Annotated in this window: 14 protein-coding genes; 6 read left to right on the top strand and 8 right to left on the bottom strand. The window is 27.3% G+C overall.

Annotated elements, in window-relative coordinates:
* Positions 1 to 13: 13 nt before the first annotated feature.
* Positions 14 to 4942, bottom strand: coding sequence for an SdrD B-like domain-containing protein (locus tag Q0F58_RS05415; RefSeq protein WP_294373383.1), 4929 nt, complete (start codon positions 4940 to 4942; stop codon positions 14 to 16).
* Positions 4943 to 5293: 351 nt separating this feature from the next.
* On the opposite strand from Q0F58_RS05415, the gene Q0F58_RS05410 reads away from it, so the two are divergent.
* The 3 genes from Q0F58_RS05410 to Q0F58_RS05400 are packed head-to-tail and all read left to right on the top strand — an operon-like array spanning position 5294 to position 6310.
* Entirely contained in the window at positions 5294 to 5449 is a 156-nt protein-coding gene (locus Q0F58_RS05410; RefSeq protein WP_294373380.1) for a hypothetical protein, read from the top strand.
* Between the two features lie 19 nt (positions 5450 to 5468).
* Positions 5469 to 5933 carry a hypothetical protein gene (locus tag Q0F58_RS05405; RefSeq protein WP_294373378.1) on the top strand — a complete coding sequence of 155 codons (465 nt, stop codon included), beginning with the start codon at positions 5469 to 5471 and terminating at the stop codon, positions 5931 to 5933.
* Positions 5933 to 6310 (top strand): hypothetical protein, encoded by a 378-nt coding sequence (locus Q0F58_RS05400; RefSeq protein ID WP_294373377.1) that lies wholly within the window; start codon positions 5933 to 5935, stop codon positions 6308 to 6310. The genes Q0F58_RS05405 and Q0F58_RS05400 overlap by 1 nt, the downstream gene beginning before the upstream one ends.
* 84 nt (positions 6311 to 6394) lie before the next feature.
* On the opposite strand, the gene minC is transcribed toward Q0F58_RS05400, so the two are convergent.
* The 7 genes from minC to Q0F58_RS05365 all read right to left on the bottom strand — a co-directional run bounded on the left by minC (position 6395) and on the right by Q0F58_RS05365 (position 12591).
* A complete protein-coding gene (gene minC / locus Q0F58_RS05395) occupies positions 6395 to 7006 on the bottom strand; it encodes a septum site-determining protein MinC (RefSeq protein ID WP_294373375.1) in 612 nt (203 codons plus the stop codon).
* Positions 7007 to 7020: 14 nt separating this feature from the next.
* A complete protein-coding gene (gene mrdA / locus Q0F58_RS05390) occupies positions 7021 to 9117 on the bottom strand; it encodes a penicillin-binding protein 2 (protein WP_294373373.1) in 2097 nt (698 codons plus the stop codon).
* Positions 9118 to 9153: 36 nt separating this feature from the next.
* Positions 9154 to 9519, bottom strand: a complete 366-nt coding sequence (gene mreD / locus Q0F58_RS05385) for a rod shape-determining protein MreD (protein ID WP_294373370.1) — start codon at positions 9517 to 9519, stop codon at positions 9154 to 9156.
* 191 nt (positions 9520 to 9710) lie between these two features.
* A complete protein-coding gene (mreC, locus tag Q0F58_RS05380) occupies positions 9711 to 10526 on the bottom strand; it encodes a rod shape-determining protein MreC (protein WP_294373367.1) in 816 nt (271 codons plus the stop codon).
* Between the two features lie 21 nt (positions 10527 to 10547).
* A complete protein-coding gene (locus tag Q0F58_RS05375) occupies positions 10548 to 11579 on the bottom strand; it encodes a rod shape-determining protein (RefSeq protein WP_294373365.1) in 1032 nt (343 codons plus the stop codon).
* Positions 11580 to 11584: 5 nt separating this feature from the next.
* The gene (gene radC / locus Q0F58_RS05370) at positions 11585 to 12295 is read right to left on the bottom strand and encodes a DNA repair protein RadC (protein ID WP_294373363.1); all 711 of its coding nucleotides are present in this window, start codon (positions 12293 to 12295) and stop codon (positions 11585 to 11587) included.
* Positions 12296 to 12333: 38 nt separating this feature from the next.
* Positions 12334 to 12591, bottom strand: coding sequence for a DUF4321 domain-containing protein (locus Q0F58_RS05365; RefSeq protein WP_294373362.1), 258 nt, complete (start codon positions 12589 to 12591; stop codon positions 12334 to 12336).
* Positions 12592 to 12829: 238 nt separating this feature from the next.
* Here Q0F58_RS05365 and Q0F58_RS05360 point away from each other — a divergent pair, with 238 nt between their 5' ends.
* The 3 genes from Q0F58_RS05360 (at position 12830) to Q0F58_RS05350 (ending at position 14775) form a co-directional block, all read left to right on the top strand.
* Positions 12830 to 13459, top strand: a complete 630-nt coding sequence (locus Q0F58_RS05360) for an adaptor protein MecA (protein WP_294373360.1) — start codon at positions 12830 to 12832, stop codon at positions 13457 to 13459.
* A 67-nt stretch (positions 13460 to 13526) separates the two neighbouring features.
* A complete protein-coding gene (locus Q0F58_RS05355; RefSeq protein WP_294373358.1) occupies positions 13527 to 14207 on the top strand; it encodes a Bax inhibitor-1/YccA family protein in 681 nt (226 codons plus the stop codon).
* A 226-nt stretch (positions 14208 to 14433) separates the two neighbouring features.
* On the top strand, positions 14434 to 14775 hold the full coding sequence (locus Q0F58_RS05350) for a hypothetical protein (RefSeq protein WP_294373355.1): 342 nt from the start codon (positions 14434 to 14436) through the stop codon (positions 14773 to 14775).
* The last annotated feature ends 14 nt before the right edge of the window (positions 14776 to 14789 follow it).

Below are 14789 nucleotides of genomic sequence, written 5' to 3'. Positions count from 1 at the left end.
TTCCACCTCCAACTTATATTTTTTTACTTAAATATTTTTTATTTACTAAATATGCTAATCCTGCTAATATAATTAATGTAATTACTGTTGTTGCAACATAATTTACTAATGCTCCTGTACTTACACTTATGATTACATCTGCTGAACCTTTTTCATTTGTCTCATCTTTAATTCCTAGTTCATTTGAACTTTCTGCAATTTCTGCTTTGTTATTTACCAAACCAGTATTTGATTCTGTCATTGTTTTTGTTAATACTAATGTTAACTCTTTTGTTTCCCCTGGTTCGATCTTTGTATTTGCCAAACTTGTATTATACAAGTTATTTCCTGATATGTACCAATCAGAATTTAGACTTGAGTTAAAATTTAATGTTGCTGGCATATAATCAACTATATTTCTAGCATATCCTGCAACTTCACCTACGTTTGTTACTTTTATTTTATATTCTATTACAACTAGTGAACCATTTAAGTTTTTAGATTTAATTTCTGCTTTGGCTAATGTTGTATTATCTTTTTGTTCATAGTTTTGTGTTTTTGTATCATTATTTATTGTTATCTTGCTTACATATTTTTGTAATTTCAAATCAAATGAACTTCTTAAAACTAATCCTATATCTAAATTAGATATATTTTCTTCTAGCATAAATGTATCTGTTGCTCCTGCTGTTATTGTGTTTCCATCTATTGAAACTTTTCTTTCTAGTGCATCTGAGTTTTCTGTCTGATTTGCATTTTCTGCTTGATATACAGTTGTTGTATATAGATTACTATCATATTTAAATATAATCATATATTTTCCTTTTGGTAATTGAAGACTATATGTTCCGTCTGCTGATGTTTTTGTATTACCTACTATTTTCCCTGTTTCAGCATCCATGGCAGTTACTTCAATTTCTCCTTTTGGTTCATCAGTGGAACTTCTAATACCATCTTTATCATTGTCTATCCAAGCCTTTCCAGATACAGTATATGTTATACCTTCATTTTGGTTATTATCTTGGTTATTTCCAGAATTAGAATTATTTCCGTTATTATTATTTTGGTTATTATTGTTGTCACCATTGTTATTGTCTCCATTATTGTTATTATCATTGTTATCTTCATCTGGTTCGTCTATATCTTCTCCTTTATTGACAGAAAATGTTTGACTATTTTTTATTATTCTTCCACTTACATTGTCGATAACTTTTAAATTGTTTGTTATTGATTCCGTTTCTACCGCATCAACAACACCTTCTAAGTTCAATGTCACTGTTTCCCCTGGTTTAATTGTTTGTGTATCTTTTTTCAAATCATTATATGTAATTTGATTTAATACATCTTCTTCTCCACTTTGGCTTTGAATTTTTGCACTTTGAACATCTATCATTTTATCTAAAAGGTATTCTATTTGTACTGTATATTCATTTTCTTCATGATTTGTTATTGTTGCTTTAAATCCTATTTTTTCTCCATCATTTATTTTATCAACTTTAACATCTATTGTTTTTCCGTCTTCAAAATTTCCTTGTTGAGCTAGTTCTATATTTGGTGTATAATCTTTTACTGTTTTTTCAAATTTATTAGAAATATAACTATTTTTTTCTGATGTTATTACTTCTCCTAATATCCAAACATCTAAGCTCTTTTCATTTCCAAGATCATATTCTGTTGCTGGGAACATTTCTAAGTTTATTGTTTCATTTGCTCCAATAGATTTTATTTTTAATGTCATTATTGTTATTCCATCACTGTTTGTCTCTTTTCCTTCATATAACACATTTCCTTCATATTCTTCTATTATTTTCACACTAGATTCTAGTCCTTTTGAATATGCTACTTTTACATCCATATCTGTTAATGCCTGATTTGTTAAGTTTTTAATTGATAATACAGATTTTATTGCACTACCACTTGGCAATTCTATTTCATTTGAAGAACCATTAAGTATATTTACTTGTAATTCAGCATTTTTAATGTTATTCTTTATTGTTGAAATTGTTTCATTTAATGATTTGTCATCTGAAATTGCTGTTATTGTTCCAAAAGTCTTATTTCCATCTATTTTTTCGTTGTTTAAAGTATATACAGAAGCTTCATATTCATATGTATAGCTTTCTCCATTTTTTAAACTTTCAATTTTTCCTAATGTAATATCATTTGAATCTGAAATTTCATAGAAATGTTCTCTTGTTGTTGTTCCATAATATGGGTTTGTTCCTTCTTTTTCTACATTATCCCATACATATCCATTTTTTTGATTAGCCTTTACAGTTACATTTGTATAATCTTTTCCTGTATTGTTTATTAATGTTACTTTATATCTGATTGTTTGTCCTTCATAAATATTATCATTTTCTGATAAACTGTCATTTCCAACTGAAGCACTAATTTTTGTATTAAATCCTGTTTCTGTTTCGTTAGAAACTTCTCTTTCTTTTGAACTTTCTGCCATACTTGTTTTTGTTGCTAATATTATATTTGAAGTATTACTTTCTATGTTTCCTTTATAATCTGCTGTTACTACAGATGAAAATGTTCCTTTTTTGTTATATTTTATATTTTCAGGAATTGTAACTGGTACATTTAATTTTAATACCTCTTCTTTTTCCATTTCATCTACTACTACTTTGTAGCATACTGCATCTTCTTTATATTCTCCCCAACTTTCGTCTTCTGCTTTAGCATCCTTTTTATTTGAATAATATATTTTTAATTTTTCATTATTAGTTTTTAATTCATTTAACTTTGCTACATAGCTTTCTTCATCTTGATTAGCTGGTATCTGTCCTATTAATGTTACATCTGTTACATTTTCTCCATAGTTATTTATTAAAGCAGTATTTATTACCATTTCTTTTTCAGGTGCATTTGTACTTAATTCTCCATATGCTGTTTCTTTATCTACTGTTACAATTGAATTTCCATCATTGTAATTTACTATTTGGTTATATATCATTATTCCATATTGTGATTCAAAACTAATTTCTGTATTTGATGTTTTTTCTTCATTTTTATTTTCGTTTGAGTATATCATTTCAATTTGACTCTTTTTACTTGGTGTTAATTTATCTGTTGATACTTCTAATTTAAAGCTTACCTTTGTTCCACCTGCTACATCATATTTTTGTTGTTCACCTTTAAATTTGACACTTATTTGACTTTCTCCATTTGATGTTTTACTTGTTTTTGCACTTTCTACTTCTAGTCCATTTTTATATAATGTTGCATATTGTGCTTTTATTAATGTCATTTCTTTTGGTAATTTTATTGTTACTGTAGGATTTTTATATAGATCTTTACTTTCATCACTTGCATCTAATGTTGCATCTACTGTTATTGTTTGACTATTTGCTACTGTTGAAATTTTTTCTACATCTACAGACATGTTTCCTACTGTTTCTGTTTCTTTTAATGTTATTATTTTTTCTGCAACTTTTGTATTTGTTGTTACTCTTTCTTTTATTCCTACTATATTCTTTATTTCATCTCTTCCATATCCTGCATCAATTATAGCTCTTGTATTTTCTATATTTAATGTTCCTATGTTTTCAGGTTTACTTGTTTCTATTTTTAATTCTTTTTGTCCATCTGGATATGTTACTACTATTTTTCCTTCTTCATTTGCTTCTGTATCTTTGTTTATATTTGATATTACTGTACCTTCTGAAGATTTTATTGTTATATATCCATTTTCTCCAAAGATTTTTAAGAATTCATCTTTGCTTATTTTTGTTTCTTTATATAGAATGTTTGCATCTTTTTCATTTTCTCCTTCTAAGTATGTTGCTGCTTTTTGTTCTATTTCTATTTTGTCTTCTGATTCTATATAATCTACATTTATTTTGTTTATTTCTGTATAGTCTCTTTCTTCTCCTGTATATATCTTTCCTTTATAGATTTCATTTTCACTACTCTCTATTGTACTTGATATTACTCCATCTATTTCTTCTTCAATATGAACATTTTTTGAGTCTGTTAATTCTTTTCCATCATGTAATGTTATTTTGTCATCTATTTGAATATCTTCATTTGCAATGTTTTCACTTGGATTTAGCACATATGTTACAACAAATGTATCCACTGCATCTTTTTCCCAGCTTATTTGGTCTGTATTCTCATTTGATACTTTTATTGTTAGTTTCTTTTCTTCTTTCTTGTATTCATAGTTTGATTCTCCAAATTCAGCTTGGTTATTTGTTCCTTTTACACTTCTTGCTGTTACTTTTACGTTTTCAACTTTTTCAGGAACATTTAGTGACAATTCTGTAGTTTTTACAGGGTAGCTATTGTTTGCTACTTTGCTGTTTACTACCATCTGTACCAACCTTTTATTTTCTCCTTCAATTTCATATATAGAGTTTGTAAGCAATCTTCCATCAAGCTCTATTTTTGAATCATCACTTGATTTCCATTTTACATCTACTTCATCGTTTCCGCTTATTTCTATATATTTATTTTTTTCAACATTTTTACTGTTAATGTATTGACCATTTAATTCGATTTTTGTTTTACCATCTAATGTTGATGCATTTATGCTGTTTTCTTTTTTAGCTTCGATTGCTAACTTAATTTTTGACGTACTTCCAGCATTTATTTGTTTTAATTTTACAACATTATCTTTTATCTCACTTACTCCATCAGATATTTCGTCACTTTTTACATTAAAGTTTCCATCTGCCACTTTTATTTCTCCATCGAAATATCCTTCATTTTTAACCGATACATCTACATATAGATATGCTTCTTTATCTATATTTTCTTCGATTCTTTGTATTTTTTCTCCGTTTTCATCTTGAAAATACGCAGAAAATTCGACATTTGCATGATTTGTTTTTACTACATCTATAGCATAACTTACTGCTGATTTTCCAACAAATACAAAGTCTGAAACTGTTAATGCAAATATCGCTAGGATCGCACAAATTTTATTGATTAAATTTGTTCTTGTACTGTTCATATTAAATTCCTCCCTTTTTTGTACACTTCATACTTATGTTATTATATAAAAGTGCTATTTTTAAGTCAATAATTCAAGCCTTCAATCCGTTTTCGCTCTGTGATAGTCTCTTCTCTATCTTTACGGATGCTTTTTTTCGTTTTTCTTTGACTTTTTTATTAAATTTTTATTACAATTATGTTACATTTTTTATTTTGGACATAATTATACACCATACTTCTTATTATAAAGCTTTTCAGGCTTTTTTGCAATAGTTTTTTACATTTTTTGTAACTTTTTATGTAATATAGTTAATTTTATTAACACATATTTTTATGTCTCATATAATATAATTATAAAGAGGTGAAGAATATGAATAATGTCGATATTTCTTATTTAATGAGTATGTTAAATAAAATGGACAAAAATCAGTTATCAAATGGGCTAAATCAATTAAATCAAATTTTAAGTCCAGAAGAAAAACAGCGAATAATTCAAGCTTTAAATTCTAAAAATAATATGAGTTAAATTAAAGGAGATGAGTTTTATGGCAGAAGACAATATTTCAAATATTATTAATAATTTTAAGAACATTCTTAATAATACACAAAAATCTGATAGTTCAAATAATTCAGAAAATATAAATGAGTCGCAAAATCTGAATATAACTCCTGAAATGATTGGAAATCTGGCTAATATTTTAAAAAGCAATCCTCAAGATAATTCTTCTGCTAATTCAAACTTGTCCAACTCAAATAATTCGGTAAACCCTCATAATTCAACTGATACCAATAATTCTTCAACAAATAATATAGATTTTGAAACTATTTTAAAAATAAAAACAATTATGGAAACTCTTAATAAAAAAGATGACCCAAGAAGTAAACTACTTTACTCTCTAAAACCATATCTTAGAGAAAGTAAGCAGAAAAAAATAGATCAGTATGTAAATTTATTTAAAATTACACAAATATCTAATTTATTTAAAAATGAAAAAGGAGCTGGAAGTTAATGCCTATTTTTCGCTATCCTTTTTTTTACAATAATTATTACAGTAATTATTATAATCGCCCATATGCTAATTATAGTAATCGTCTTTCTGCTTCTACGGAAAAAAGCAATTCCCGTAATTCTTTACATAATAATGTGAATAAATATCATAATAACACTCAAGGTAATTCTGATACTTTACATAACAATATTGATAATTTGGACGAAAAAAATAATTCAAAAAAATCAGATTCTAACTCTGACTATTTTTTTGAATTATTTGGTTTAAAACTTTATTTTGATGATATTCTTTTAATTTGCTTAATTTTCTTTTTGTATCAAGAAGGTGTAAAAGATGATGAACTATTCATTAGTTTAATTTTGTTACTTTTAAGTTAATGGACCATTGGGACCGGTTCTTTTTGGTCCCTTTTTTAGTGCTCCACAAAAGAACCTATAATATCTTCTGCTACCAATAAAAATTTATTCAATTACAACTTTGTTATCTTCTATATAAACATATGCTTGTCTATGAAGAGGTTCTTCATCTCTATCAATTTCTCTAACAATATTAGCAATACGAAGTTGAACTGTGTCTAATTTTCCTGCTGCAATTATAGCTTTTGCATTTCCTTTTGCCCCTGCATGAGCTAAACCTCTAAGTGTCCCAAGTACAATTATATTATCAGCTGCAACTACTTCTGCTCCTGAATTTACATCTCCTATTATTACAATACTTCCGTCTTCTTCTATTTTTTGACCAGACCTTAATGATCCTCTGTGAAACTTTGTTTCTGATATTGACACTTCTTGTATAAATGTTTTTTTGATATTATGAAGGCCCAATTCTTTTGGCATATCAAAATCAACTTCTACTTCTAGTTTTTCTTTGATTATTTTTTCAATTTCATCCATTTCCTTGTTTTTAAGTACTTTTCCCGTAATCATTATTGGTGTTTTTTCTTGTTTGTATATTTTTTGTAATTGTGATGCTTTTTTTCTTATTTGTGGTATTATGTCTTCAATTTTTGCCTCTGGATGTATTTTTATAATTACCAAATTATTTTTTTGACTTACATTTATACAATTTCTCATTATTATCTCCCTCTTTATTGTATTGTCTCTACATAGTTTGTTGCCTGGTTTGATTCTTGTATTTCATTTGAATTTATATTCATTCCAAAATACTCTGCAATTATCTCTCTTGCAACTTCTGCTGTATAAAATCCGTGTCCACCATTTTCAACCATTACTACAACCGCTATTTCAGGGTCATTAAATGGTGCAAATCCAGCGAACCAAGCATTTACATTTTGTCCAGCCTCTGCTGATCCTGTTTTTCCTCCAACTTCTATATCAAAGTTTTTAAATATACTACTTGCAGTTCCACCTTCTTCAGTAACTGACCTCATTCCTTCTAATACTGCGTTTATATTTGATTGTGAAAAAGTTAAATCTTCTGTATTATCATCATCTAATCCTAGTTTTTCTTTTACATATTGATTTATTTCAGATTTAGCACTTTCAGTTCCATCTGCGTTTAATATTCTCTTTATTAGTGTTGGTTTTATTTTATTTCCACCATTCGCTACCATTCCTATATATTTAACTAGTTGAATAGGTGAAAAATTATTATAACTTTGGCCTATTGCTGCTTGCAAAGTTTGACCTGATGACCATGTTTCATTTAATTTTTTTGCTGCTTCAGGCGAAGCCAAAGTTCCAGCGGTCTCGCTTGGTAGCTCTATACCCGTTTTTCTACCTAAACCAAAATAGTTTGCATATTTATCTAATGTTCCTATTCCCATTCTGTTTCCAGTTTCATAAAAGAAATAGTTACAAGATTTCTCTATAGCACCAGAAACGTCTAAATATCCATGTCCTCTATGATAACTATTGTAATACCAACATCTTGGTTGATAATCCCTGTATTTTGTATATATACCTGTATCATTTATTTTTTCCGTTGTTGATATTACTCCCGATTCTAGTCCTGCCAATGCTGTTACCATTTTAAATATTGAACCTGGTGCATAAGAACCAGATATTGCTTTATTAAATAACGAATTATTTTCCTTTATTTGGTTATAATCTGCTACACTTATTCCTCCAACCCATAAATTTGGATCGTAATCTGGATAACTCGCCATTGCAAGTATTTCACCAGAATGGACATCTATTACTGCAACACAACCACCTTTGGCATCATACCTATTTGAAAAACCACCATTTTTTATTTTTTCTATATTATTCTTTAATGCTGTTTCAGCAACTTCTTGTAATTTTGAATCTATTGTTAATACAACAGTTGATCCCTGTTCTGGTTCTTTTGTAACTGTTTCTCCTGTTACTGTTCCATCAACTGTCATTTCTATTTCTTCTTTTCCTTTTTTTCCTCTTAAATAATTTTCAAATAATGATTCTATTCCTGTTCTTCCCACATAATCATCATTTCCATATATATCTTGTGCTTCATTATATTCTTTTTCACTTATCTTTCCGATATATCCTAATATATGTGATGCTAAACTTCCATAATTATATTTTCTAGAACTTTGCGTTGTTATTGTAACTCCTGGAAATTCCGAATTTCTTTCGCTAATTTGAGCAACCACTTCTCTTGATACATTTTCTGTAAGACTCAATGACCTTGTACTACTATATCCTTTCGTTGTCATTTCATATCTAATTGATATTATCTTTCTTGCCTCTTTTATATCTGACGATTTTATACCATATTTGTTTTTAAAATATGTAATTGTATCTTCTGCTTTTGTATTTTCAGCTAATTTATATTTTGCAAGCCATTTTTTTAATGTATCTCCTTCTATTGTATAACCTGTACATTCATCATTTACCGGAAAATTGTTAGGATAATTAACTTGATTGCTTTCAAATAAATTTATAATGTTTAAAATGCATTTATTTAATGTTTCATCATCTGATTTAGTTTTATACATTTCTATATTAAACGAACTTGTACTTGTTGCTAAAATGTTTCCTGACCTATCTAAAATCTCTCCTCTTGAAGCTTCTAGTGTGCTTTCCCTAGAAAGTCTTGTGTTTGAAATTTCTCTATATTGAGAGCCTTTTATAATCTGCAGCTCAAATAATTTTATTATTAATATGATTCCTATAATGTATACTATAATAGTTAAAATATTAAATCTAAAATTTGTATGTTCTTTTTTTATTTTTCTTTTCAATATTTCACCTTCTCTTGCCAATTTATTTAGAGCTGTTTAAAAATATCTTGTCAAAATTTTATTTCCCTTGTATTCTTCTTCAATTTGATATCCGAATTTTTGTATTAATGGATATAATATTATAGTTATTATAATATTGTATAATATTTCTATTAATAATATTTTTATAAAACTTATTAATTCTACAGCATATCCATATATTACGCATCCAATTAAATATGCACCTATCTCATAAATAAAGGTGCTTACTACAACCATTATGATTATTGTTATTCTACTTTCTTTTGAGAAATTTTTATCAAACATTCCACCAATAAATCCAACTGCTCCAAGCATTATTGCTGTAATTCCTACTTTTCTACCTATAAATAAATCTAGCATTATTCCGAATACCAATTCCATATGTCATTCCAGCTGTTCTACTATAAAAAAGTCCTATAAAAAGTATAAATATTATAAATAAATTTGGCATTACTCCGTGCAATTTTTAACCAAGAGAATAGGTTTATTTGTATAAAATATATAATTATGAATGATATTACTAAAAATATATTTATTAATACTTTTTTCACTTTACCTATCCTCCCTTTTTGCTAATTTGTTATTACTAAAACTGTTTCTAATTTATTGAAATTTACAGCTGTTTCAACCATTGCATATCTATCATTAAGGTTTGTTGTATTTACTACTTTTGATATTTTTCCTATATGAATTCCCTTAGGATATATTCCTCCAAGTCCTGATGTTTCAACACTATCTCCTTGTGCGACTGTTGCATCTGTTGGAATATATACAGCTTTTAAACTATTGCATTCTTCTAACTGTCCTTTACATACAACACTTTCTCTTGATGAGCTTAAAATACCGCTTGTATTGCTAGAAGAATCTATAATTGTTTGAACTTTCGAAGTTGTATCAGTAGCTGATATTACGTACCCCACTAATCCATCTGCGGCAATTACTGTCATGTTTTCTTTTATTCCACTTTTAGTTCCTGCATTTATTACTATTGTTTTTGAATAATTACTAATATCTCTACTTATTACATCTGCTGCAACTGTTTTATAATCAGTATATTTTTTTGTTAAATCCAAATATTCTTTTAAAGTTTGATTTTCCGCTTTAATTGTCTCCAACTCTCTTAGTGTTTCTTCTAATTGGTTATTCTTATTTTTTAATTCATCATTTTCTGTTTTTAATTCATTTATATTTGTAAAAAAAGATGAATTTCCATGTATTCTGTTTTTTACGTAAGTTAGTCCATTTTGTAATGGATTAACTAATTTATTTGCTACATTTTCGACATAAGATAAATTACTGTTTTCTGTATTTGTTAAAATAACTAGTAATATTAATACTATTAAAGTTACTATAATTCCTATTATTTCGCCCTTTTTATTTTTATACATAATAATTTATCCTTTCTTTTTCTATCTTCTTTTTCTACTATTTATTAAAACTGTTTTTAGTTTTTCTAAATCCTCTAATGTTTTTCCTGTTCCATTTACAACACATTCTAATGGTGAGTTTGCAACATAAACAGGCATATTTGTCTCTTGACTTAGTAATTTATCTAAATTTTGAATTAATGCTCCTCCACCTGCCAAATATATTCCTTTTTCTACTAAATCGGCTGATAATTCTGGTGGAGTTTTTTCTAGTGTTTGTTTTACTGTTTCTACTATTTTTGAAATTGATTCTGATATTGCTTCCATTATTTGAGATGATTTTATAGTTATATTTCTTGGAAGCCCTGTTACTAAATCTCTACCTCTTATTTCCATTGACATATCTGTCATAAGTGGTGTTGCACATCCAATTTGCATTTTTATCTGTTCAGCAGTTGTTTCTCCAATTGATAAATTTTCTTCTCTCCTTATATAATTTACTATATCTTCATCCAATTCATCTCCAGCAATTCTTAAAGAGTTGCTTACAACTATTCCTCCAAGCGATATTACTGCAACTTCTGTAGTTCCACCACCAATGTCTACTATCATGCTTCCACTTGGTTCTGTTATATTAATCCCTGCTCCTATTGCTGCAGCCATTGGTTCTTCTATAATGTACACCTCTCTTGCTCCTGCTTGCATTATAGATTCTTCAACTGCTCTTTCTTCAACTTCTGTTATTCCTGATGGCACTCCAACTACTACTCTTGGTCTGCCAATACTATATCTTGATGACACTTTTCTTATCATATTTTTAAGCATCAATCCAGTTGCTGTAAAATCCGCTATTACTCCATCTTTTAAAGGTCTTACAGCTTTAATATCTTCTGGTGTTCTACCTAACATTTCTTTTGCCTCATAACCTGTTGCTTTTATTTCACCATTTTTTCTATCTATAGCTACAACTGAAGGTTCTTTTAGAACTATACCTTTTCCTTTTAATGTCATTAAAATATTTGCTGTTCCTAAATCAATTCCTATGTCTTTTGAACCAAATGTAAATAGTTTCATTTTCTCTACTTCCCTTCTATTTTTGTTTTCCATTTTTGTATGGATTTTATACTTGTATATTCTCCTTTTCCAATTACTATATGATCTAATAATTTTATTCCTAATAGTTTAGCTGACATTTCTAGTTTGTTGGTAACTTCTATGTCTTGCAAACTAGGATTTGAATTTCCACTTGGATGATTATGAACAAGTATTATTTTAGGTGCATTTATTTTTACTGCTTCTGATAATATATCTTTAGTTCCTATATTTACAAAGTTATTTCCACCTATTGCAACATCTTTTATTTTTAGTATGTTGTTTTTTGTGTCTAGTAATATTATCTTGGCTATTTCCTTTTTTTCATACTGCATTTCATTCATTAGTATTTTTACAATATCATTTGGTTCTTTTATTTGTGTTTTTTTATAGTTGGACGGTTTATTCATTCTGTTTGCAAGTTCACATATTGCCTTTAATTGTATGGCTTTTATTCTTCCCATTCCTTTTATTTTTGTTATTTCTTCAATGCTCAAATCTCTTAGGAATGATAAGCTTGTTTCGTCATACATTTCATTTAAATTTAGTATTTTTCTCGCTATATCAACACTTGTATATTCCTTTGTTCCTGTTTTTATTATTATTGCTAATAATTCTGCATTACTTAAGCTTTTTTCTCCATATAACTCTAGTTTTTCATATGGTCTCTCACTTTGAGGTAATTCTTTTATTGTCAATTTTGCTTCCTTTCCGCCCCTATTTTACCTCTTTTTTATTATATTTTTCTATAAATAAATATTGCAATTGCCATTCCTATTATACTTGCGATATTTATTTTTATTGAAAATGCAAATGTTATACTTAGTATACTCAAATTTAACACAAATGGACTTTCTAAACCGAATTCTTGTCCAAATGATAACCACCATAGTCCATTTACATTTGCTGCTAAGTCTCCCAATAATCCTCCTATTACTAGTCCACTTAAAATAAATATTAATAATATCCAAAAACTTTTATCTCTTGCAGCCATTTCTTTCCTCCTTTGTTTTCCTTACGGATTTTTGCGTTTATAAGACTTTTATATTATATATTCATTTTACATTTTTTTCAAGCAAATTGTAGATTTTTTTTATTTTTTGTGTTACAGTCTATATTACCATATTTTGTTTCTTTAAATCTATTGATTTTCGTAGTATAATGTACATAGTAGATTATAAAAGAAACAATATATGTTTTATTAGCATATAATTGTTAGGAGGATTTCTAATATGAAAATTGAAAAACTTACTGATAATAAAATTAGAATTATTATAGATTTAGATGAATTGTCCGAAAAGAATATCGATGTTAATAGCCTAATTAAAAATAATGATAAAGCTCATTTACTGTTTCAAACTATTCTTAATGAAGCAGAAAAACAAGTCGGATTTAAAGTTCAAAACTGCAAATTACTAGTAGAAGCTTTTTCAACTGCTGATGGTTATATCGTTTTTACTTTGACAAAATATAAAAATGATTCATTATCTAATAGTACAACTAAAAAGGTTAAATACAAAAGAAAAACTCTTTCAGCTTCATATAAAAATGCAATTTATAAATTTAATAATTTTGACGAATTTTGTAATTTTTGTACATATTGTAACTCTAGTAAACTCTCTGACCTTAAAGGGTTTGCCAAAAATATTTCTTTGTATGAATATAAGAATTTTTATTATTTAGTCTTTACTAATATTAATATTGAATATAAATATACAAATTTGTTTTATACATCAATTTCAGAATTTTCTAATTTGATTAGTAATTCTATTGTTCTAAAAAGTAAATTGATGGAACACGGAAAAATTATTTTTAAGGCTAATGCTATAGGAAATGGTATAAAATATTTTGTGAATATTTAATGAAAATTATGGTAAATTTTTCTTGTATATGATACAGTATTTTATTATATTAATAGGAGGTGAGTTTATGGAGTCTGATGTTTCAAATGCAACACACACAATGGATTTTAATTCCATACTTACAAATACTTTTTTTAGAATGTTTTTAGGATTACTCGCAAGTGCTGTCACTGCTATATATACATATTATTCAGACATATATATTTATATGGTTGAAAGTGGTGCTTATTATGCTTTTGCCATTTTTGAAATTATTATAGTAATTCTGTTTACACTCTTCTTTAAAAAAGCTTCTCCAAAAGTTGTTACTATTATGTTTTTTGGATATGCATTTTTAAATGGATTTACTTTGTCTACTATTTTTTCTGCTTACGAAATAACTTCAATTGGTTATGCCTTTTCTGCTACTGCTGCTATGTTTGGTATTTTGGCTTATATTGGATATAAAACAGATAAAGATCTCTCAAATTGGATGACTCCACTTTTAGTTTCTCTTACAGTTGGTATAGTACTAACATTTATTAATTTATTTATGGGAAATACAATTTTAGATATAGTTTTAACTTGGGGGATGCTAGTTATATTTTTCGGATTAACAATTTATGATACAAATATGATTAAATTAATGTATGATAGTGAATTCTGTAATGATGAAAAATTATATGTTTATGGTGCAATGGACTTGTACTTAGATTTCATTAACATATTTTTAAACATTTTATCATTATTTGGAAAGTCTAAAGATTAAAAATATAGTTAAATACACTGCTTTTAAATGCAGTGTATTTTTTTATTATTGAATGAGTATGTAAAATATTTATAGTCTGAAAAATATAAAAAGTTTATGATATAGCCTGAAAAGTATTTTATATTATATATATTAACCGTTATATAAAAATGCCAATTTACATAATTTGACTTTTTAATAAAATTTTGATACAATATTGTAAAATTTTAGAAAGGAGGTTCTGCATATGTTTAAAGCAGAACGGATCTATCCTCAATATGTTGAGTCATCGACTATTGAAATGCAAGGTAACCGGCAGTCAATTGACCGCTATTTAAATCAGGGATATCAAATAAAGGAATCCCGTAATGGCTATTGGGTTTTAACAAAACCTGCTAAAGTCATTGTAACTATAAATTGTGGTAAAAATGGTATTTTTACTCACGATATGAAAAATGACATTGTTGAAAATTATGAAAGTTCAAGGATTTCTAAAAACCTCGTTGATACTTTTAAAAAGGATTTCAAAAAAGGAGTTTTTTCGCTTATAGCTGATGAAACAGGGTTTTTGTTAACGAAAATAAAGTAAGCCAAAAAAGTATA

The sequence above is a fragment of the uncultured Clostridium sp. genome (assembly GCF_934754915.1).
Taxonomy (GTDB): domain Bacteria; phylum Bacillota; class Clostridia; order Clostridiales; family Clostridiaceae; genus Clostridium.
Note: the sequence above shows the minus strand (reverse complement) of the source record. Positions and strands in the feature narration are given on the sequence as shown.